Origin of the sequence: Azospirillum sp. BE72, from assembly GCF_031455875.1 — a bacterium.
Taxonomy (GTDB): domain Bacteria; phylum Pseudomonadota; class Alphaproteobacteria; order Azospirillales; family Azospirillaceae; genus Azospirillum.
Genome location: NZ_JAVDTO010000004.1, coordinates 61,354 through 83,078 on the forward strand (window position 1 = coordinate 61,354; position 21,725 = coordinate 83,078).

The window sequence follows — 21,725 nt, forward strand, 5'->3', positions numbered from 1 at the left end:
CGACAGTTGTACTCAACTACTCTGTTGGCGGAGACGAATGACAGCCGATTGATTTCATGTGAGGGTTTGACGTGGCCGACGACATCCGGGATGAAAACCTGGACGCGCTTTCGCAGTTGCAGGCGATGCTGGACACCGTGCCCGACGGGGTCGTCGTCATTGACGCCCGCGGCCGGATCAAGACCTTCAACCCTGCCTGCGAGCGCCTGTTCGGCTGGACCGCCGAAGAGGTGATCGGCCGCAACGTCAAGATGCTGATGCCGCCGCCCTATCGGGAGGAGCATGACGGCTATCTGGAACGCTACCACCGGACGGGGGAGCGGCGGATCATCGGCATCGGCCGCGAGGTGACCGGCCTGCGCAAGGACGGCTCCTGCTTCCCCATGGATCTGTCGATCGGCGAGGCGAGCCAGGACGGCGCCCCGGTCTATATCGGCATCATCCGCGACCTGACCGCGGCCAAGCAGGCGGAGGCGGCGCTGCGGGAGCGCGAGGCCCGCCTGACCTCCATCCTGGAAACGGTGCCGGAAGCCATCATCGTCATCGACGAGAAGGGGCTGATCGAATCCTTCAGCCCGGCGGCCGAACGGCTGTTCGGCTATGCGGCGGCGGAGGTGATCGGCCGCAACATCAGCATGCTGATGCCCTCGCCCTACCGCGAGCAGCATGACGGCTATCTGGAGCGCTACGGGCGGACGGGGGAGCGCCGCATCATCGGCATCGGCCGCATCGTCTCCGGCCAGCGGCGCGACGGATCGGTGTTCCCGATGGAATTGGCGGTGGGCGAAGTGCTGCTGGGCGGCCAGCGCCGCTTCACCGGCTTCGTCCGCGACCTGACCGAGCGGCAGGCGACCGAACGGCGCCTGCAGGAGCTTCAGTCGGAACTGCTGCATGTCAGCCGGGTCAGCGCCATGGGCCAGATGGCCTCGACCCTGGCACACGAGTTGAACCAGCCGCTCACCGCCGTCATCAACTACGCCAAGGCCGCCAAGCGGCTGATGGAGCGGCCGGAAACGGTGGCCAAGGCGATGGACATGGTCGACAAGGCGAGCGCCCAGGCGACCCGCGCCGGCCAGATCATCCGCCACCTGCGCAGCTTCATCGAAAAGGGCAAGACCCACCGCTCCGTCGAGCCGCTCAACAAGGTGGTGGAGGAGGCGAGCGCGCTGGCGCTCGTCGGCGCCAAGGAGCGGGAGCTTCATGTGCGCTTCGACTTCGACGCCGCCGACCCGCTGGTCCTCATCGACAAGGTCCAGGTCCAGCAGGTGATCCTCAACCTCGTCCGCAACGCGATCGAGGCGATGGGGCAGGGAAGCCCGGCAGGGGCGCAGCGGGTGCTGACCGTCCACACCGGTGCGGAGCCGGGCGAGCCCGCCTTCCGCCGCGTCGCCGTCAGCGACAGCGGTCCCGGCGTGCCGGAGACGGTGCGCGCCCAGCTGTTCCAGCCCTTCGTCACCACCAAGAGCAGCGGCATGGGGCTGGGCCTGTCGATCTGCCGCTCCATCATCGAGGCCCATGGCGGACGCCTGTGGCTGGAGCCGCCGGCGACGCCGCCGGCATCGGGCGCCAGCTTCGCCTTCACCGTTCCGCTGTCCGCATCGGATTCCGGTGGGGATGCTGTCCCGGAGGCCGGCGATGCCCGCTGACGCCATGCCCACTGCGGACTCCGACCTCACCGTCTTCATCCTCGACGACGACGACGCCATCCGCGATTCCCTGGAAGTCCTGCTTGAGTGCGCCGGATTCCGGGTGGAAAGCTTCTCCACCCCGCTGGGATTCCTGGAGTCCGGCGCGCCGTCGCGTCCCGGTTGCCTGCTGGTCGATGTGCGGATGCCGCAGATGAGCGGCCTGGACGTGCAGGAACGACTGACCCGCGGCGGCCATTCCATGCCGGTGGTGGTGATGACCGGCCATGGCGACGTGCCGCTCGCCGTGCGCGCGATGAAGGCGGGGGCGGTCGATTTCGTCGAGAAGCCGTTCGAGGAGGAGGCGCTGCTCATTGCCGTGCGCTCCGCCCTTGCCCTTGCCCGCGCGGCGGACAGCCGGACCGCAGATGCCGCCCCGCCGGCCGCAGTCTCGGAACAGCCGGCATCACCGCCCGCCGCCCCGCCGGAGATTCTGGACCGCCTCGCCGTCCTGACGCCGCGGGAACTGGACGTGCTGCGCTGGCTGGTGGCCGGCAAGTCGAACAAGGTCATCGCCTTCGAACTGTCGATCAGCCCGCGCACCGTGGAGATCCACCGCGCGCGCGTGATGGAGAAGATGCGCGCCGACAGCCTGCCGACCCTGGTGCGTATGGCGATCGCCGCCGGCGTGGTCCCCGGCGGCGGGTGATCTGCATCAAAACAGTGCCGCATACGCAATGGTCCGTATATCGGCGTCCTCCCCGGACTTTTATCTTTCATGACGCGCCGCACCCTCGGCGCCGTCATGTCTGCATGGAAGTTCGGAGGCTGTCATGGATCACCTGGGCAACAAGCCGGGCAACGGACCGGGTGGAATGCCGGGTGCCGGAATCGTCCACATCGTCGACGACGACGAGCCGGTCCGCGACTCCCTGAAGGCCCTGCTTGAAGCGTTCTCCTTCGACGTGCGGGACTTCTCGTCCTGCCGGGAATTCCTCGACGGTTTCGACGGCAATCCGCAGGGTTGCCTGGTTCTCGACCTGCACATGCCGGTGATGAGCGGGCTGGAGTTCCTGGAGCGCCATCGCGGTGATCTGCACGGCATGCCGGTCATCATGGTGTCCGGGCGCGGCGACCCCGCGACCTTCGCCCGCGCCAAGGAGGCCGGTGTGGTCGCCGTGCTGGAGAAGCCGTTCGACGAGGACCAGCTGATCGACATGCTGAACGGTCTGATGCCGTCGCCGGCCGCCGCCGCCTGATCGGATACGGCCCGCTACGTAGGTACACTTACGTACGCAAACTTCCTTAGGTACATCACCGAACTGCACAGGACGGCGGCGGATCGATAGCTTCGGGCCATCAGATGCACCCCGGAACGAACCGGAGCGCACCGCACCGAAAAGGTCGAGGCCACCATGTCCACGCACGCCGCCATTGCCGCCCACGCCAACCGCGCCGTTCCTGGTTATCTGGTCTCCGCCCTGGCGATTTCCCCCGCGTCCGGCATGGGCGCCGCCATTCAGCCGCGCAACCCCGCCGACCCGCTCGCCAGCCTGGGTCACTCCAAGGTCTACGAGCGCGAGACCACGGTGTTCAGCGAAGGCGATGCGGCCGGCTCGGTGTTCCGGGTGATGAGCGGCATGGTCCGCCTCTACAAGATGCTCCCCGACGGCCGGCGCCAGATCATCGGCTTCCTGCAGGCCGGCGACATGATGGGGCTGGCCTTCGCCGCCCAGTATCTCTACACCGCCGAAACCGTCACGGCGACCACCATCCAGCGCATCCCGCGGCTGGAACTGGACGCCCTGATGGACGCGCAGCCAGCCTTCGCCCGCAAGCTTCTGTCGGCGACCACCTCGGAACTGATCGCGGCGCAGGACCAGATGGTGCTGCTGGGCCGCAAGTCCGCCGCCGAGAAGGTCGCCACCTTCCTGCTGCGCCTCAGCGACCGCAAGGGTGGCGAACAGACCATCGACCTGCCGATGGGCCGCAGCGACATCGCCGACCATCTGGGCCTGACCACCGAGACCGTGTCGCGTACCCTGACCAAGCTGAAGTCGACCCGCCTGATCCGCATCCTCGTCGGCGGCAAGCTGGAACTGCTCGACCGCGACGCCCTGGCCGACCTCGCCGGCGGCTTCTGACCCCTACCGCTTTTTTCAAGACCTTGGCCGTGCACCGGGCGCTTCAGCGTCCCGGAGCGCAGCGACCTGCCCGAACAGCGCAGCGGCGCGCCCAAACGGCGCAATCCCGAACTCACCACCGCGACGGCGTCACGGCGTTCCTCGCGGACAGCAAGTGGATTATGACCATGACCGTCACGACCCTCTCCGACCTGAACGCCCTGATCTCGCGCGTGAAGGCGGCGCAAGCGCGCTTCGCCGAGTATCCGCAGGAGAAGGTCGACCTGATCTTCCGCAGCGCGGCGCTTGCCGCCGCCGACGCCCGCATCCCGCTCGCCAAGATGGCAGTGGCGGAGACCGGCATGGGCGTGATGGAGGACAAGGTCATCAAGAACCACTTCGCCGCCGAATACATCTACAACAAGTACAAGGACGACAAGACCTGCGGCGTCCTCTCCGAAGACCATGACGCCGGCATCCTCACCATCGCCGAGCCGGTCGGCCTGATCTGCGGCATCGTCCCCACCACCAACCCGACCTCCACCGCCATCTTCAAGGCGCTGATCGCGCTGAAGACCCGCAACGGGCTGGTCCTCTCCCCCCATCCCCGCGCCCGCAAATCGACCTGCGAGGCCGCCCGCCTGGTGCTCGCCGCCGCGGTCGAGGCCGGCGCCCCCGACGACATCATCGGCTGGATCGACGAGCCCTCGCTGGAGCTCTCCAACGCCGTCATGCACCATCCCGACATCAACCTGATCCTCGCCACCGGCGGGCCGGGCATGGTCAAGGCCGCCTACTCGTCGGGCAAGCCCGCCATCGGCGTCGGCGCCGGCAACACCCCCGCCGTCATCGACGAGTTCGCCGACATCAAGCGCGCCGTCGCCTCCATCCTGATGTCCAAGACCTTCGACAACGGCGTGGTCTGCGCGTCCGAACAGTCGGCGGTGGTGGTCGATGCCGTCTATGACGCGGTGCGCGACCGCTTCGCCCATCACGGCGGCTACATCCTGTCGGCCCGCGAGGCCGATGCCGTGCGCAAGGTCCTGCTGACTGACGGCCACCTCAATGCCGACATCGTCGGCCAGCCCGCCCATGCCATCGCCGCCATGGCCGGCCTGACCGTCCCGCACGCCACCAAGGTGCTGATCGCCGAGGTTTCGGACGTCGACGACAGCGAACCCTTCGCCCACGAGAAGCTCTCCCCCACCCTGGCACTCTACCGCGCCAAGGACTTCGCCGAGGCCTGCGACAAGGCCGCCGCGCTGGTGGCGCTGGGCGGCATCGGCCACACCTCGGCGCTCTACACCGATCAGGACCAGCAGGCCGAGCGCATCCGCCATTTCGGCGACAAGATGAAGACCGCCCGCATCCTGATCAACACGCCGTCCTCCCATGGCGGCATCGGCGACCTCTACAACTTCCGCCTCGCCCCGTCGCTGACGCTGGGCTGCGGGTCGTGGGGCGGTAACTCGATCTCCGAGAATGTCGGGCCGCAGCACCTGATCAACAAGAAGACGGTGGCGAAGAGGGCGGAGAACATGCTGTGGCACAAGCTGCCCAAGTCGATCTACTTCCGCCGCGGCTGTCTGCCCTTCGCCCTTGAGGAGCTGCGCGGCAAGAAGCGCTGCCTGATCGTCACCGACCGCTTCCTGTTCGAGAACGGCCATATCGCCGACAGCGTCCGCGTCCTGAAGTCGCTGGGGCTGGAGGTGGAGACCTTCTTCGAGGTCAGCGCCGACCCGACGCTGGCGGTGGTGCGCAAGGGCGTCGCGCTGGCGAACGCCTTCCAGCCCGACGTGATCCTGGCGCTGGGCGGCGGCTCGCCGATGGATGCGGCCAAGATCATCTGGGTGATGTACGAGGCGCCCGACGTGGCCTTCGAGGATCTGGCGCTACGCTTCATGGACATCCGCAAGCGCATCTACACCTTCCCCAAGCTCGGCGTGAAGGCGCAGCTGGTGGCGGTGCCGACCACCTCGGGCACGGGATCGGAAGTGACGCCGTTTGCCGTGGTGACCGACGAGCGCACCGGGACCAAGTATCCTATCGCCGACTACGAACTGACGCCGACGCTGGCGATCATCGACGCCAACCTCGTCATGGACATGCCCAAGGGGCTGACCGCGGCGGGCGGCATCGACGCGGTGACGCACGCGCTGGAGGCCTATGTCTCGGTGGTGGCGAACGAGTATACCGACGGTCAGGCTCTGCAGGCGCTGAAGCTGTTGAAGGAGAACCTGCCGTCCGCCTACCGCAACGGGTCGAAGGACCCGAAGGCGCGGGAACTGGTTCACAACGCGGCGACGCTGGCCGGCATCGCCTTTGCCAACGCGTTCCTGGGGGTGTGCCATTCGATGGCGCACAAGCTGGGGGCGGAGTTCCACATTCCGCACGGCATCGCCAACGCGCTGCTGATCGCCAACGTGATCCGCTACAACGCGGCGGACATCCCGACCAAGCAGACGGCGTTCAGCCAGTATGACCGGCCGAAGGGCGTGGCGCGCTATGCGCAGATCGCCCGGCATCTGGACCTGGGCGGCAGCCGCGACCATGAGCGGGTGGAGAAGCTGATCGGCTGGGTCGAGGATCTGAAGCAGGCTTTGGAGATCCCGGCCTCGATCCAGGCGGCGGGGGTGCCGGAGGCGGCGTTCCTGGCGCGGGTCGATGCGATTGCCGAGGCCGCCTTCGACGACCAGTGCACCGGCGCCAACCCGCGCTATCCGCTGGTCGCCGAGATCAGGCAGCTGCTCATCGACAGCTACTATGGCCGCGCCTATGCCGAGCCGGAAAGCGACCGGAGCCCGGCGGCGTTGAGCGTGGTCGGCCAGACGAAGACGGCCGCCGAGTAAACCGCAAGCGCAGTCCTACGTGACCGTCGGGGGCCGTCGGGCCGGGGTGACAACCCCGCGTCCGGCGGCCCCGCCGCGTTTTCACACGCCTTCGCCCTGTTGCCCCTGCTGGGTCAGGGTGGCGATGAAGCGCTGGGTGCGCTCGCGCTTGGGGTGGGTGAACAGCTCGCGCGAGGGGCCGGTCTCCACCACCTCGCCACCGTCGAGGAACACCACCTCGTGCGCGATGCGCGAGGCGAGGCGCAGGTCGTGGGTGGCCATCACCATGGTGGTGCCCTCCGCCGCCAGCGTGCCCAGCACCTCCACCACCTCCCCCGACAGTTCGGGGTCCAGCGCGGAGGTCGGCTCGTCACACAGCAGCACGCGGGGCGACGGGGCCAGCGCGCGGGCGATGGCGACGCGCTGCTGCTGGCCGCCCGACAGGGTCGCCGGCCACGCATCGGCCTTGTGGGCCATGCCGACCTTGTGCAGCAAGGCCATCGCGCGTTCGCGCGCCTTTTCCGTCGGCCATTTCTGCACGGTCACCAGCCCTTCCATCACATTCTCCACCGCCGTGCGGTGGGGGAAGAGCTGGAAGTTCTGGAACACCATGCCGGTCTGGCCGCGCAGCCGCTGGATGTCCTTCCAGGCCGGCTTGCCGCCGTGCTGGAATGTCAGCTCCTCCTCGCCGATGCGCACGGTTCCGGAGGTCGGGATTTCCAGCAGGTTGATGCAGCGCAGAAGCGTGCTCTTGCCGCCGCCGGACGGGCCGATCAGGGCGGTGACGCGCCCTTCCGCCACAGTCACGGATACGCCCTTCAGCACGGTCAGCTCGCCGAAGCGCTTTTCGATGTTCGACAGCCGGATCACGACTTCGCCTCCAGGAAACCGCCATACTGGCCGAACCGGCGTTCCAGCCGGACCTGCAGCGCCGACAGGATGGAACTCAGCGCCAGATAGATCAGGGCCACTTCAACATAGAGGATCAACGGCTCGTAGCTGGTGGCGACGATGCGCTGCGCCGCCTGGAACAGCTCCGGCACCGTGATGGCGGCGGCGAGCGAGGTGTCCTTGACCAGCGAGATGAAGGTGTTGGACAGCGGCGGCACCGCGACGCGGGCGGCCTGCGGCAGGATGGTGCGGCGCATCGCCTGCGACCAGCTCATGCCGATGGAATAGGCGGCCTCCCACTGCCCCTTCGGCACCGATCCGATGACGGCGCGGATGATCTCGGAGGTGTAGGCGCCGACATTCAGCGTGAAGCCGATCAGCGCCGCCGGGAAGGCATCCAGCACGATGCCGGCGCTGGGCAGGCCGTAGAAGATCAGGAACAGCTGCACCAGCAGCGGCGTGCCGCGGATGATCCAGACATAGAAGCGGACGATGGCGGCCAGCGGCGCCGGTCCGAACAGCCGGACCACCGCCGCCACCAGCCCGACCGTCAGGCCCAGCGCGAAGGAGGCCAGCGTCAGCGGCACGGTGAAGACCAGTGCCGCCCACAGCAGCGACGGAAGCGAGTCCGCCATCAGGGTAAGCCAGTGCAGCAAGGGGGAAGGTGCCTCTCGTGGTGAAGGAACGACAATGCCCCCGGCCCGGATGGGGCAGGGGGCATTGAGGACTGTCCGGTGCTTGGCCGGCGGTTACTTGGAAACGTCGGCGCCGAAATACTTCTGCGAGATCGTGGTGTAGGTGCCGTCGGCCTTCATCGCGGCAAGCGCCTCGTTGATGGCGGCGACCAGCTTCGCCTCGCCCTTGCGGACGATGATGCCGGACTGGTCGGCATTGTCCTGGGTCGCGGCGATCTTCACGTTGGCGTTCGGCTTCTGCTTCTTGAAGTCCAGGAAGGACAGGCTGTCGTTGACCGTCGCGTCGGCCCGGCCGTTCAGGACCAGCTGGATCGACTGGTCGAAGCCGTCGGTGCCGACCAGCTGCGCGCCCGACGCCTCGGCCAGCTTGCCGAAGTTGCTGGTCAGCGACTGCGCCGATTTCCTGCCCTTCAGGTCGTTGAAGCTCTTGATGGCGTCATTGTCGCCCCGCACGATCAGCACCGCGCGGCTGGTGATGTAGGGGTCGGAGAAGTCGTATTTGGCCTTGCGCGCCTCCGTGATGCCGACCTGATTGATCACGGCGTCGTAGCGGCGGGCGTCCAGGCCGGCGATCAGGCCGTCCCATTTGCCTTCCAGGAACTCCGCCTTCACGCCGATGCGCTTGGCAACCTCGCGCCCGATCTCGACGTCGAAGCCGACGAGCGCGCCCGACGCGTCATGATAGGTGAAGGGGGCATAGGTGCCCTCGGTCCCGATCTTCATCACGCCGTCCGCCTTGATGCGGTCGAGGTCGCTCTGGGCTTGGGCGGCGGAGACGGCGGCGACCTGCAGAAGGCCGGCGACGAGAAGCGATTTCAGCCAATTCATCGGTTGATGCCCGGTGTTTAGGGAGTGGATCTTGGGTTGGTCCGCCACCTTGGACGCAGTTTTGCGCTGGACGGTTGCCGTCACGCTACAGGAAAGAATATTCCCTAACAAGGGAATCCAATACCTATTTAGCACATATCAATTGTGCTTTGTGTGTACCGCAAACGGATCAGGCTGGAAAATCACGGACCTGTCCGGCTTTCACCGCCATCGGCGTAAACAGCTTGGAACCGGAATTAATGCGGGTTAATGAACCCCGCCTTGTCAATGATAATGACTATCATAATCATCTGGGAAACGTCACCGGCCGGCGCCGCGCCAGCCCTCTTGAGGATTTTCCCCGATGCCCGACACCTCCCTGCCTTCCATCGAGGCGCCCACCGTCACCGACACCGCGACCGGCCATCTGCGGCTGGAGGTGGACTGGCCGGCGGTGCTGCCGCGCCTCGACGTCCTCGGTCCGGTCCGGGTCGTCACCGCCAACAGCGCCATCACCCATGAGAAGGTCGGCCGCTTCGGCAATGTGTCCGGCAACGGCCATGCCATCATCGTGCTGAACCGCGACGTCGATCTGCGGATCTTCCCCCGTCACTGGCGCCGGACCGCTTACGATCCGGCCGCCGGCGCCATCCTGATCCGCAATGCTGCCGGCCATCTGGTCCACGCCATCCATCGCACGGCGGAAACCGACGCCGCGGCATGGGATACTCTCCTGGACGAGCACCGGGCGGATGGCGACTTGGCCGACGAGGTCGAAAGCGGCGAGCCGCCGGTCCAGACGGTCGCCACCGTCCCGGCCGACATCGACGTTGCCGGTCTGCGTGCCGCCTGGGCGGCGATGGCCGACGTCCACGAATTCCACGGGATGCTGAAGCGGTTCGGCGTGGCCCGTCTCGACGCCATGCGTCTGGCCGGCGGCGACTTCGCCCGCGAAATTCCGCTGGCCGCGGTGACCGGGCTTCTGGAGTCCGCCCGCGACGACCGGATGGAGATCATGATCTTCGTCGGCAATGCCGGCTGCATCCAGATCCACACGGGCACAATCGCCACGCTGCGGACGGACGGTGCTCTGCTCGGCATCGACGATCCCGCCTTCCGCCTGCACTGCGACATGGCGCGCCTGTCCAGCGCCTGGGTGGTGTTCAAGCCGACCGACAAGGGCGGCATCACCACCGTCGAACTCTACAACGCGCAAGGGGAGAACTGCGCCATCCTCTGCGGCCAGCGCGACGAGGACAAGCCGGAACGGACGGAATGGCGAATGCTGGCCCGGTCTATGCCCGACCTGCCGGGCGTCTCCTGAGATGCGGGAGCCCGTGATGATGCGCACAATACCCCGCCGCCTCTTTGCCGCCCTCGCCATTGGCATTGCCGCCTGCTTGACGGCGCCGGCCGCCGGGGCGGCAGAGGGAATGGCGCAGATGCGCCTCGTCACAATCGGGGCGCCTGTGACCGAACTGGCCTTCGCGCTGGGGGCCGGCGATGCGGTGGTCGGGCGCGACACGGTCAGCCGCCAGCCGGCCGCGGCGGCGGCGAAGCCCGATGTCGGCTACATGCGTACCCTGTCGGCGGAGGGGCTGATGTCGCTCACCCCCACCCATGTGCTGGCCGTCGAGGGGGCCGGGCCGCAGACCGCCTTCGACCAGCTTCGCGCCATGGGCGTGACGGTGGAGATGGTGCCGGAGACCTCCAACCCGGCCGGGCTGACCGCCAAGATCGCCGCCATCGCCCGTGCCCTGGGCCGTGAGGAGGAGGGCCGGCGCCTCGCCGCCGAACTGACCGGCCGGCTGTCTGCTCTGTCGGCCGAGGCGCAGCAGGCCGCCGGTTCCGGCAAGGCGGGCGCGCGCATCCTCTGTCTGGTCGGCGGCGGTCCCGGCGGCATGATGGCGGCCGGGCCCGGCACCGTGCCGGATGCCCTGATCGCGCTGGCCGGCGGACGCAACGCCATCGACAGCGACCGCGACTTCCCGCCGCTGTCGGCGGAAGCCGCCCTGGCGGCCGAGCCGCAGATCCTGCTGGTCAGCCGGACGCTGGTGGAGCGGTCCGGCGGGCTCGACGGCCTGCTCTCCCTGCCGCAGCTGGCGATGACCCCGGCGGCGCGGGACCGCCGCGTCGTCCAGATCGACGCCGCGCTTCTGGTCGGGCTGGGACCGCGCACGCCGGAAGCGGTCGAGGCGCTGCTGCGCGCGCAAACCGGGAAGGCCGGGCCATGAGCGGCAGCGCCAGCCTGTCCATCGCCGCAGTGCCCGCCGCCCGTCGGCCGCGCCTCGCGCCCGCCCTGGGGCTGCTGGGCGTTGCGCTCGCGGTCGCGGTCATGATCGCTTTGTCCACCGGAAGCATCGCCCTGCCACTCGACCGGGTGCTGTCGCATCTGACGCAGGCAATCGGTTTGCCGGGCGAGCCGCTGGGCGCGCGCGACGCCGCGGTCCTCTATGCCCTGCGCCTGCCGCGCATCGTGCTGGCGGCGGCGGTCGGCGTCACGCTGGGCGTCGCCGGGGCTTCGCTGCAGGCGATCTTCCGCAACCCGCTGGCCGATCCCGGTCTGGTCGGGGTGTCGAGCGGCGCGGCGTTCGCCGGGTCGGTCACCATGATGCTGGGGGTTGCCGGGCTGGGGTTGTCGCGCAGCGGCCTGTCGCTGTCCACGCTGCTGCCGGTGACGGCCTTCCTGGGCGCGCTGGCCGCGACGATCCTGATCCTGGCGCTGGCGCGGCGCGACGGGCGCTGCTCGGCCACCGACATGCTGCTGGCCGGCATCGCCGTCAACGCGCTGGGCGCCGCCGGCATCGGCCTGTGCAGCTATCTCGGCGACGATCAGGCGTTGCGGCAGATGACCTTCTGGATGATGGGCGGCTTCGGCGGCGCCGGCTGGACGCAGATCGGGCCGGCGCTGGTCCTGATGCTGGCGGCGACCGCCGGCCTGCTCGCCAACGCCCGGCGGCTCGACCTCTATGCGCTGGGCGAGCGCGACGCCTTCCTGCTCGGCCTGGAGCCGCACCGCTTCGCCGTCCGCACCGTCCTGCTGGTGGCGCTGGGGGTGGGGGCGGCGGTTGCCGTCTCCGGTTTGATCGGCTTCGTCGGATTGGTGGTGCCGCACATGATCCGCCTGTGGCTGGGTCCGGTCCACCGCAGGCTGCTGCCGGCGACGGCCCTGGCGGCGGCGACCCTGCTGATCCTGGCCGACACCGCCGCCCGCAGCATTGCCGCCCCGGCCGACGTGCCGGTCGGGCTGCTGCTCGGAGCCGTCGGCGCGCCCGTCTTCCTGTGGCTGCTGCGCGCCCGCGGCGGACGCTCGTTCGGTTGAGGAGCTTCTCATCTTGCTGCAAGCCGAAGATGTTTCCTTCGCCGTGGGCGGTCGCCGGCTGGTCGACGGCGTGACCGTCCATCTGGTCCCCGGCCGCTTGCTGGCGATTCTCGGTCCCAACGGCGCCGGCAAATCGACCCTGCTGGCCCTGTTGTCGGGCGAGCGCCGTCCGACCGCCGGCGCCGTGCGCCTCGACGGCCGGGACCTGCGCGAGATGCCGCCGCGGCTTCTCGCCCGCCACCGGGCGCTGGTCGGCCAGCATCCCGCCGCCGGCTTCGCCTTTTCGGTGGAGGAGGCGATTATGCTGGCGGTCGAAACCGCCCCCTGCAGCGCCGCCGAGCGGCGGCGGCTGATCGCCGAAAGCCTGCGGGCCGCCGATGCCGAGGGCTTGCGCGACCGCCTGCTGCCCCAGCTGTCGGGAGGCGAAAGCCAGCGTGTCGCCTTCGCCCGTGCACTCGCGCAGCTCGCGGCCGGAGCGCTCCACCGCGACGGGCTGGACGGGGCTCCTTGCCTGCTGCTCGACGAGCCCACCGCCAGCCTGGATCCGGCGCACCAGCATCACCTGCTGCGGGCGGCGCGGAACTGGATGGAGCGGACCGGCGGCGCCTGCGCCGTGGTGCTGCATGACATGACGCTGGCCGCCCGCTATTGCGACAATGCGCTGGTGCTGGCGGATGGGCGCGAGGCCTGGAGCGGCCCGATGTCCGCCCTGCCGGTACCGGTTCTGGAACGGGTCTTCGCCACCCGCTTCGTCCGGATGCCGGCGCCGGACGGGCAGGGGGCCGTCTTCGCCACGACAGGGCAGCCGCCATCCGGGCTGGACAGCCGATTTGCGACTGATTATTAATATCATTTCTTATGAAAGGAGGAGGCGTTGCGCGTTCTGGTCGTCGAGGACGATGCGGCCGTCAGCTATTGGATCGGGGCTAGGCTCAACGGCTCCGGCCATTCCTGCCGCTTCTCCGGCGATGGCGAGGAGGCGTTGCGCCTGCTGGCGGAAGAGGCGTTCGACGTCGTCGTGCTCGACCGCATGTTGCCGAAGCTGGATGGCATGGAGGTGTTGAAGCGGCTGGACGGCATGCGCCATCCGCCGGTTCTGGTGCTGTCGGCGCTGGACGAGACCTCCGACCGGGTCGCCGGGCTGCGCGCCGGGGCCGACGATTACCTGGGCAAGCCCTTCGACTTCGCCGAACTGCTGGTGCGGCTGGAGCATCTGTCCCGCCGCCACGGGCAGGTGGTGGCCGCTCCCGGCGACCTGCTGACGGTCGGCGATCTGGTGATGGACGTTGCCCAGCGGCGGGTGACCCGGCAGGGCGTGCCGATCGAGTTGACCGACAAGGAATTCCGCCTGCTGCACATTCTGATGAGCAATCCGGGCCAGACGGTGACCCGGACCATGCTGCTGGAAAAGGCCTGGGGCTACGGATTCAACCCGCCGACCAATCTGGTGGAGGTGCATGTCTTCAAGCTGCGCAGCAAGATCGACAAGGATTTCGATCCGCCCCTGCTGCGCACCGTGCGGGCCATCGGCTATGCGCTTGGTTGAGCGGCTTCCCGCCCGCATCCGCCCGCTGCTCGACACCCGCAGCTTCCGCCAGACCATGACCATCGGCGCGGTCTTCGTCGTCGTCACCTCCGGCGCGGTGCTGTGGAGCCGCAGCCTGCTGACCGATCTGGTCAAGGACCATGTGGTCGAACTGCTGGAGCGCGATACCGCAACCCAGCGCCAGCTCGGCCGCTTCGGCGACGCCCTCGATCTCGCTGCCGACCTGCGCCGCCGCGCCCAATTCGAAACGGAGACGGCGCGCAAGCGGCTGGTGCTGGATGCATCGGGACGGCTGCTCTACGGCGACGACGCGACGGCGGCCCGGCTGCTGGACGTCCTGTCCTGCGATCCCGCCCGTCTCGCCTCCTGCCCGACCGGGCTGGTCGAACGCCGGGGCAAGGACGCCACCGACGGCTGGAAGATGCAGGCGATGGTGGTGGCGCTGCCCGATGGCGGACGCTTCATCAACGCCTACGACATCCAGCCGATGCTGAGCCAGATGCGGGCGGTGCCGCTGGCGGCCGGAGTCGGCGTGCTGCTGTTCCTGCTGACCAGCCTGACCTTCGGCGTCTATTTCAGTTCCGGCACGCTGCGCCGGGTCGACGCGATGAGCGAGGCGCTCGCCGCCTATGCCGGGGGCGACCGCAACCGCCGGATCGACATCGGCCGCACCGACGACGAGTTCGCCGGCCTCGGCCGCGAGATCAACCGCACGCTCGACCGCGTCAACCGGCTGGTGGAGGAGGTGTCGAGCGTCTCCAGCAGCATCGCGCACGAGCTGCGCACGCCGCTGACCCACCTGCACAACCGGCTGGCCGGCATCGCCGAGGACTGCGCCGACCCCGAGATCCGCCGCGCGCTGGAGGATGGCATCGAGGAGACCCTGCGCATCCAGCAGTTGTTCCGCGCCATCATGCGGTTGGGCGAGATCGAGACCGCCCGCTGCAGCCTGAGCATGGAGCCGCTGGACGCCGAATCGCTGCTGGAGGAGATCCGCGAATCCTACCTGCCGCTGGCCGACGACGCGGGCGTCGCGCTGTCCGTCGCGGTCGAGCCGGGGCTGCGCATCCGCGGCGACCGCAGCCTGCTGTTCCAGGCCGTCGCCAACCTCGTGGACAACGCCCTGAAATATGCGGCCCAAGGCCGGGAGATCCGGCTGTCGGCCGGCATTCGCGACGGCTGGGAGGAACTGTGCGTTGCCGACCGCGGGCCGGGCCTTGTCCCTGGCCAGCGGGCGCTGGCGGTCCAGCGCTTCTTCCGGCTCAACCCGCAGAACGGGGTGCCGGGCTACGGGCTCGGCCTGTCCATCGTCGGCGCCATCGCCACGCTGCATGGCGGCGGGCTGCTGCTGGACGACAACGCGCCGGGGCTCCGCGTCTCCGTCCGGATCGGCCGCCATGCCCAGATGGATCGGATGGCCCCGCCACATTAAGCGGCGTTAAGGGAAGCGCGGTTGAGCTTAAACGCGACTGCGAATTATTCTCATAAATATCACCGGACAGTCGCCTGTCCCCCACCGTCCTGCCCATCCGGAACACGCCATGACCGCACAGAACACCCCCGCCGCCAGCCAGGATGCAGCCATGGAGTCGCTGCGCGCCCGGCTTCTCGCCGAACCCGGCGGGGTGCTGGAGGCGGTGGCGGCGGAGACCGGCGTCAGCCTGCGCACCGTCGTCGATTGCCTGCCGGCGGCCATGCGCGGCTTCGCCCCCGGTTCGGCGGCGGAGGCGGCGATGACCGATATTGCCGGTTGGGGGCCGATCACCTTCCTGGTCCACAGCGCCGATCTGGTGCTGGAATGCAAGGGACCGCTGCCGCTCGGCCAGTTCGGGCGCGGCTTCTACAATCTGGCCGGCGGCAGCCCGATCGGCGGCCACATCCGTCTGGACCGCTGCGCCGACCTCGCCTTCGTCCGCCGTCCCTTCATGGGCAGCGGTGACAGCTGCGCCGTGATCTTCTTCAACGGCGACGGCGAGGCGATGTTCAAGATCTTCGTCGGCCGCGACGAGAAGCGCCAGCTTCTGGCCGATCAGGTGGACCGCTTCCTGGCCTTGCGCAACCGGCTCTGCCTGCCTGCCGCCTAAGCCGGCATCCCCTCCGCAAACGTGGCAGTCCGGCGGAACGCGCGCCAGCATGCCCGTTCTGCGTCCAGCAGTTGCGAATAATAATTAATAGCAAAACTCCGACATCAGCGTGCCGGCCGGGTCCGGTGCGACCCCAAAAAGAGCGAGGAGAGACAGAGATGACCGGAATCCCCAGCATTCCGCGGCGGATTGCAGGGCCTGGACGGCTGCGCCGGGCGCTGTGGCTGTCGGCGTCGGCACTGACCCTGGCCGGCGCCGGTGCCGCGCTCGCCCAAACGGCGGTGCAGACGGCGGCGGCTCCGCAGGCGGGCCAGCCTGCGACCGTGCTCGACGCCGTGACCGTCTATGGCGAGCGCGGGGAGCGGCGGCTGGACGAGGCGACCTCCACCATCTTCGTGGTCGGGGAGGAGCAGATCGAGACACGCGGCCTGCACCGCCTGCAGGATCTGACTCGCTACGAGCCGGGTGTGACGGTCAGCAACTCGCCCGCCCGCGCCGGTGCCGGCGGCTTCGCCATCCGCGGCATCACCGACAACCGCGTGCTGATGCTGATCGACGGCACCCGCCTGCCGGAAACGCCCAAATCCGCCGGTCCGTCCGCCGGCTACAGCCGCGACGCGGTGGACCTCGATTCCCTCAAGCAGGTGGAGATCGTGCGCGGGCCATCCTCTGCGCTTTACGGGTCGGACGCGCTGGGCGGCGTCGTCGGCTACGTCACCAAGGATCCGGCCGACTACCTCTATCCCGGCAAGGATTTCTACGCTTCGCTGAAGGGTGCCTACGACAGCGTCGACAGCTCCTTCTCCGAAACCGGCACCGCGGCGATGCGTGCGGGCGAGTTCTCGCTCCTCGGCGTCTTCACCCACCGCGACGGCGAGGAGTACAAGTCCAAGGACAAGAGCTTCCGCAACCCGCAGGACTATCAGGTCAACAACGCGCTGGCCAAGCTGGCGTGGGAACGCGGCCCCGACAAGGTGACGCTGACCGGCGAGTATTTCCACCGCGACACCGACACCACCCTGCGCAACGACGTCGGTGCCGCCGCCAGCTACATCTTCTCGATGGCCCCGCCGCGGACCACCCGCGGCACCGTCGCCAATTCGGTCAGCGACGACGAGGCGACGCGCTGGCGCATCGGGCTGGAGCATTCCCACGACGCCCCCATCGGCTTCATCGACCATCTAGACTGGCGGCTCTACGCCACCGGCTACGACCATCAGGAGAACCGCACCCGCACCGCCGGCGTCACCACCTCCACCAACACGCTGTTCCCGGCGCGCTCCACCCTGCGCGAAGAGACCAACAACGAATCCGAACAGCGCATCTTCGGCGGCGGCGTCAACATGCGCACCGACACCAGCTGGTTCGGGCTGGCCAACCGCCTCTCCTACGGCTTCAGCGTCGATCACATCCGCACCGAGCGCATGCGCGACGTGACGCTGACCAACACGGCGACCGGTGCCAGCGCCAAGAGCTACAACGGCGACACCTATCCCAGCCGCACCTTCCCCAACACCAGCACGCTGATGCTGGGCGGCTATCTGCAGGACGAGATCACCATCGACCGGCTGCGTCTGGTGCCGGCACTGCGCCTCGACTATTACCGGATGAACCCGGAGTTGGATGCGGCCTATCTCGCCTCCAACCCGTCCTCCACCCCGTCGAAGCTGGACAAGCTGGCGCTGTCGCCGAAATTCGGCGTCACCTACGACCTCACCCGCGAATATTCGCTGTTCGGCCAGTATGCCCACGGCTTCCGAGCGCCGCCCTATGACGACGCCAACCTGGGCTTCTCCAACCCGGCCTTCGGCTACGAGGTGCTGCCCAACGCCAGTCTGAAGCCGGAGACCAGCAATGGGGTCGAGGCCGGCTTCCGCGCCAAATACGCCGACGGCTCCAGCTTCCAGGTGTCCAGCTACTACAACCGCTACAGCAACTTCATCGCCCAGCGGGCGGTCGGCCGCAGCAGCGCCGGCCTGCTGCGCTACCAGTCGCAGAACATCTCGAAGGTCGAGATCTTCGGCGTCGAGGGCAAGGGGGAATGGCGCTTCCGGCCGGGCTGGTCGCTGTTCGGCGCGGCGGCCTTCGCCCGCGGCTTCGACCTCGACGCCAAGACCGCCATCGACGAGGTGGCGCCGCTTACCCTGAACGCCGGCCTGTCCTACACCGCGCCGGACAATTTCTGGGGGGCGGAGGTCGTCACCACCCACGCCTTCGCCAAGAAGGCCGACGACGTCAGCAGTTCCACCTATCTGAAGGCGCCGGCCTACACCACCGTCGATCTGTCGGCCTACCTGAACCCGACCGACCACCTGTCGCTCGGCGCCTCCGTCAAGAACCTGTTCAACCAGGAATACTACAACTACATCAACGTGGTGAGCGTGGCAGAGACCTCCACCGACCGTCGCCGCTACCTGGAGGCCGGACGCTCCTTCCTCGTCCACGCCACCGTCAAATGGTGATCTGACCCAGAGGCGGGCGGGCAGGCGAACGGCCGGCACGCTTCCTTCGTCGCTGCTGGCCCAAGTGGGGCTACACCTTGGTTCAGCAGGTCATTTCACGGATCATCGCGTAGGGTCGCTCGGAAGGAACCTTCCATGGAGCGTCCCGGATGACCGATGCCGCCACGCCAACCCGGGGATCGGACCAGCAGCCGTCCCCACCCCCGCCTCCACTTCCCCCGGCGGCACCGCCGCCGGTGGCCTGGAGCCCGTGGGTGGTGCGGCTGGCGGTGCTGGGGCTGGCGGTCCTGCTGGTGGTGGTCTTCGCCACGCGCTGGGACCGCTGGGTCGCTTCGGCCGCCAGTCAGTCCACCAACGACGCCTATCTGCAATCCGACATCACGCCGCTGTCGGCCCAGGTATCGGGCATCGTCCGCGAGATGCCGGTGGGGGATTTCCAGCGGGTGCGGATCGGCGATCCGGTGGCGTTCATCGTCGACGACGACTACCGCGCGCGGGTGGAGCAGGCGGAGGCGGCGCTGGCGGCGGCCGACGCGGCCATCGCCCAGTTCGATATCCAGAAACGGACCCAGCGTGCCCTGGTCGATCAGGCCGAGGCCAACGTCCATGGGCTGGAGGCCGACGCCTGGCGGGCGCGGCTGGAGGAGTCGCGCCAGCATTCCCTGACCGAACAGGGACTGGCCGGCACGCTGCAGGCGCTGCAGCAGGCCCAGGCGACCTCCCGCCGCGCCCAGGCGTCGCTTGAAGCCGGGCAGGCATTGGTCGATCAGCAGAAGGCGGCGCTCGACGGCATCGACGTGCAGATCCGTCAGGCCCGGGCCACCCGGCTGCAGCGGCAGGCCGACCTCGATCTCGCCCGCATCACGCTGGACCGCACGACGATCCGCGCGCCGGCCGACGGCATGGTCGGCCAGCGGCAGGTCCGCCCCGGCCAGTATGTCGCGCAGGGCAGCCAGATCATCACGCTGGTGCCGCTGCCGTCGGTCTGGGTGATCGCCAACTACAAGGAAACCCAGATGACCCGCATCCGGCCCGGACAGCCGGCGACGGTGCGGATCGACAGCTTTCCCGACACGCCGTTGACCGGCCGGGTCGCCGGCGAGTCTCCGGCCAGCGGCAGCCAGTTCGCCCTGTTGCCGCCCGACAACGCCACCGGCAACTTCACCAAGATCGTCCAGCGCATCCCGGTGAAGATCGTGCTGGACGATCCCAACCCGTTGCGCGACCGGCTGCGGCCGGGCATGTCGGTGGTGGTGACCATCGACACGGAAGGGGATACCGGCAAGGACACCGCGAAGTGAGCGCCGACCTCGACGGCGCCCGGCCGCCGGGCCGCTTTCCGCTGCCGTTCCTGCGGCGGGAGGCGGCGCCGGCCATCACCCACCATCCCGTCATCGGGCTGCTGGGCGTGCTGCTGGGCGCGCTGATCTCCACCCTGACCGCGCGCGTCACCGCCTTCGGGCTTGCCGACATCCGCGGCGCCATCGGCGCCGGCTTCGACGAAGGGTCGTGGATCCCCACCGCCTACACGGTGGCGCAGATGCTGGTGGCGCCGGCCGCAGCGTTCCTGGGGGTGGTGTTCGGACCGCGGCGGGTGCTGCTGGTCTCCTCCGTCACCTACGGGCTGGCGACGCTGGCCCTGCCGCTGACCGGCACGCTGACCGGCGTCCTGACCTTCCAGGTGCTGGCCGGCCTGTCGTCGGGGACCTTCATCCCGCTGACCATCGGCTTCATCGTCCGCAACCTGCCGCCGCGCTATCTGGTCTACGGCATTGCCGTCTATGCGATGAACGTGGAGCTGTCGCTGAACTTCTCCGCCTCCATCGAAGGCTGGGTGATCGAGAACCTCGACTGGCGCTGGCTGTTCTGGGACACCGCAATTCTGGCGCCGCTGATGGCGCTCTGCGTCCATTTCGGCATGCCGGCCGAACCGGTGCGCCGCGACCTCCTGAAGGGCGCGGACTGGTGGGGCATCGCCTATGCCAGCCTCGGCTTTGCCCTGCTCTATGCCGGGCTGGACCAGGGCAACCGGCTGGACTGGTTCAATTCCGGCCTCATAACCGGGCTGTTCCTGGCCGGCGGACTGCTGGTCGTCGCCTTCATCGTGCAGGAGCTGACCTGTCCCAAGCCCTGGATCACCTTCAGCGCACTGTTCCGCGGCAACATCCCGCTCCTGTGCCTGCTGCTGGTGCTGCTGCGGCTGGTGATGCTGTCGACCGCCTTCCTCGTCCCGCAATTCCTGATCACGGTGAACAATTACCGGGCGCTTGAGGTGGGGGACACGCTGCTGCTGATCGCGCTGCCGCAGTTCCTGCTGGCCCCGCTGGTCGGCACGCTGCTGCGCCACGCCGATCCGCGCGTGCTGATGGCGGTCGGCTTCGCCGCGGTGGGTCTGGCCTGCTGGCTGGCCTCGCAGCTGACGGCCGACTGGGTCGGCGCCGATTTCCTGCCGTCGCAGATGCTGCAGGCCTTCGGCCAGTCCTTCGCCATGACCTCGCTGATCTATTTCAACATCAAGAATCTGAATCCGGCCTACATCCTGGCGCTGGGCGCGCTTTTGCAGACATCGCGCCTGCTGGGCGGCGAGCTGGGCGCGGCCTTCATGCAGACCTTCGTCCGCATGCGCGAGCAGTTCCACAGCTTCCGCCTCGTTTCGGACGTGGTGGCGGGGGATCCCGACACCGTCCGCCGGGTGGCGGGCACCGCCGCCGGTATCGCCGCGCGTTCCGCCGGAAACGAGGAGGCGTCGTTGCGCGCGCTGTCCCTGCTGTCGTCGTCGGTGCGCAAGCAGGCCTATGTGCTGGCCTACATCGACGGCTTCATCGTGATCGGCTGGTTCATCGTCGGCGGGCTGCTGCTGATCGCGCTGCTTCGTCCGACACCGAAACAATAGCTCCGAAAACAGTGACGCCCCGCGCGTCGGGCACGGGGCGTCACGGCATGAATGCGGCAATCAGACGGCGGCAATCAGACCGCGGCAATCAGACCGCGGCGGTGACCACCACCTCGATCTTGATCTCCGGCGCGCCCAGGTCGGCGACGCCGATGGTGGCGCGGGCCGGCAGGTCGTTGCCGTCGAGCCAGGCGAGCCACGCCTCGTTCATCTCGTTCTTCAGGCTCATGTCGGTGATGAACAGCTGGGCGGACAGCAGCTTGGTCTTGTCGCTGCCGGCCATCGCCAGCACCTGGTCGAGCTTGCCGCAGATCTGCGTGACCTGGCCGCCCATGCCGACGCTGACGTCGTCGGCGATGATGCCGCCGAGATAGGCCGTGCCGTTGTTGACGACGACGCGGTGCATGATCTTGGTCTTCTCGATGCGCTTGATCACTGGAAACTGCTCC

At 68.5% G+C, this 21,725-nt stretch carries 19 protein-coding genes; 15 read left to right on the plus strand and 4 right to left on the minus strand.

What is annotated here, in order from left to right; all coding sequences use genetic code 11:
- Positions 1-71: 71 nt before the first annotated feature.
- From J2Y49_RS14685 to adhE, 5 genes are all read left to right on the plus strand, one after another.
- A complete protein-coding gene (locus J2Y49_RS14685) occupies positions 72-1,646 on the plus strand; it encodes a PAS domain S-box protein (RefSeq protein ID WP_310115593.1) in 1,575 nt (524 codons plus the stop codon).
- A complete protein-coding gene (locus tag J2Y49_RS14690) occupies positions 1,636-2,334 on the plus strand; it encodes a response regulator (protein ID WP_310115595.1) in 699 nt (232 codons plus the stop codon). Before J2Y49_RS14685 ends, J2Y49_RS14690 begins: the two co-directional genes overlap by 11 nt.
- 124 nt (positions 2,335-2,458) lie before the next feature.
- Positions 2,459-2,884, plus strand: coding sequence for a response regulator (locus J2Y49_RS14695; RefSeq protein WP_310115596.1), 426 nt, complete (start codon positions 2,459-2,461; stop codon positions 2,882-2,884).
- Positions 2,885-3,040: 156 nt separating this feature from the next.
- Positions 3,041-3,769: a helix-turn-helix domain-containing protein gene (locus tag J2Y49_RS14700; RefSeq protein WP_149225087.1), complete on the plus strand. Its 729-nt coding sequence runs from the start codon at positions 3,041-3,043 to the stop codon at positions 3,767-3,769.
- A gap of 161 nt (positions 3,770-3,930) precedes the next feature.
- Entirely contained in the window at positions 3,931-6,597 is a 2,667-nt protein-coding gene (gene adhE, locus J2Y49_RS14705) for a bifunctional acetaldehyde-CoA/alcohol dehydrogenase (protein WP_409017843.1), read from the plus strand.
- Positions 6,598-6,678: 81 nt separating this feature from the next.
- Here adhE and J2Y49_RS14710 read toward each other — a convergent pair whose 3' ends face one another.
- From J2Y49_RS14710 to J2Y49_RS14720, 3 genes are all read right to left on the minus strand, one after another.
- Entirely contained in the window at positions 6,679-7,446 is a 768-nt protein-coding gene (locus J2Y49_RS14710) for an amino acid ABC transporter ATP-binding protein (RefSeq protein ID WP_310115598.1), read from the minus strand.
- Positions 7,443-8,102 carry an amino acid ABC transporter permease gene (locus J2Y49_RS14715; protein WP_310115599.1) on the minus strand — a complete coding sequence of 220 codons (660 nt, stop codon included), beginning with the start codon at positions 8,100-8,102 and terminating at the stop codon, positions 7,443-7,445. The genes J2Y49_RS14710 and J2Y49_RS14715 overlap by 4 nt, the downstream gene beginning before the upstream one ends.
- A 114-nt stretch (positions 8,103-8,216) precedes the next feature.
- Complete coding sequence (locus J2Y49_RS14720) at positions 8,217-8,990, minus strand: amino acid ABC transporter substrate-binding protein (protein ID WP_310115600.1); 774 nt, start codon at positions 8,988-8,990, stop codon at positions 8,217-8,219.
- A gap of 343 nt (positions 8,991-9,333) precedes the next feature.
- Here J2Y49_RS14720 and J2Y49_RS14725 point away from each other — a divergent pair, with 343 nt between their 5' ends.
- From J2Y49_RS14725 to J2Y49_RS14770, 10 genes are all read left to right on the plus strand, one after another.
- Positions 9,334-10,293 carry a ChuX/HutX family heme-like substrate-binding protein gene (locus tag J2Y49_RS14725; protein ID WP_310115601.1) on the plus strand — a complete coding sequence of 320 codons (960 nt, stop codon included), beginning with the start codon at positions 9,334-9,336 and terminating at the stop codon, positions 10,291-10,293.
- A 118-nt stretch (positions 10,294-10,411) separates the two neighbouring features.
- Positions 10,412-11,203 carry an ABC transporter substrate-binding protein gene (locus J2Y49_RS14730; RefSeq protein ID WP_310115602.1) on the plus strand — a complete coding sequence of 264 codons (792 nt, stop codon included), beginning with the start codon at positions 10,412-10,414 and terminating at the stop codon, positions 11,201-11,203.
- Positions 11,200-12,291, plus strand: coding sequence for an iron ABC transporter permease (locus J2Y49_RS14735; RefSeq protein ID WP_310115603.1), 1,092 nt, complete (start codon positions 11,200-11,202; stop codon positions 12,289-12,291). The genes J2Y49_RS14730 and J2Y49_RS14735 overlap by 4 nt, the downstream gene beginning before the upstream one ends.
- Before the next feature lie 13 nt (positions 12,292-12,304).
- Positions 12,305-13,138, plus strand: a complete 834-nt coding sequence (locus J2Y49_RS14740) for an ATP-binding cassette domain-containing protein (protein ID WP_310115604.1) — start codon at positions 12,305-12,307, stop codon at positions 13,136-13,138.
- A 27-nt stretch (positions 13,139-13,165) separates the two neighbouring features.
- Positions 13,166-13,837: a response regulator transcription factor gene (locus J2Y49_RS14745; protein ID WP_310115605.1), complete on the plus strand. Its 672-nt coding sequence runs from the start codon at positions 13,166-13,168 to the stop codon at positions 13,835-13,837.
- The gene (locus J2Y49_RS14750; RefSeq protein WP_310115606.1) at positions 13,824-15,269 is read left to right on the plus strand and encodes a HAMP domain-containing sensor histidine kinase; all 1,446 of its coding nucleotides are present in this window, start codon (positions 13,824-13,826) and stop codon (positions 15,267-15,269) included. Before J2Y49_RS14745 ends, J2Y49_RS14750 begins: the two co-directional genes overlap by 14 nt.
- Positions 15,270-15,378: 109 nt before the next feature.
- Complete coding sequence (gene hutX / locus J2Y49_RS14755; protein ID WP_310115607.1) at positions 15,379-15,921, plus strand: heme utilization cystosolic carrier protein HutX; 543 nt, start codon at positions 15,379-15,381, stop codon at positions 15,919-15,921.
- Between the two features lie 158 nt (positions 15,922-16,079).
- The gene (locus J2Y49_RS14760) at positions 16,080-18,383 is read left to right on the plus strand and encodes a TonB-dependent hemoglobin/transferrin/lactoferrin family receptor (protein WP_310115608.1); all 2,304 of its coding nucleotides are present in this window, start codon (positions 16,080-16,082) and stop codon (positions 18,381-18,383) included.
- 149 nt (positions 18,384-18,532) lie between these two features.
- Positions 18,533-19,684 (plus strand): HlyD family secretion protein, encoded by a 1,152-nt coding sequence (locus J2Y49_RS14765; RefSeq protein WP_310115609.1) that lies wholly within the window; start codon positions 18,533-18,535, stop codon positions 19,682-19,684.
- Positions 19,681-21,276: an MFS transporter gene (locus J2Y49_RS14770; RefSeq protein WP_310115610.1), complete on the plus strand. Its 1,596-nt coding sequence runs from the start codon at positions 19,681-19,683 to the stop codon at positions 21,274-21,276. The genes J2Y49_RS14765 and J2Y49_RS14770 overlap by 4 nt, the downstream gene beginning before the upstream one ends.
- Before the next feature lie 88 nt (positions 21,277-21,364).
- Here the strand turns inward: J2Y49_RS14770 and J2Y49_RS14775 are convergent, their stop codons facing one another.
- A complete protein-coding gene (locus J2Y49_RS14775; protein ID WP_014189196.1) occupies positions 21,365-21,712 on the minus strand; it encodes a RidA family protein in 348 nt (115 codons plus the stop codon).
- Between the last annotated feature and the right edge of the window lie 13 nt (positions 21,713-21,725).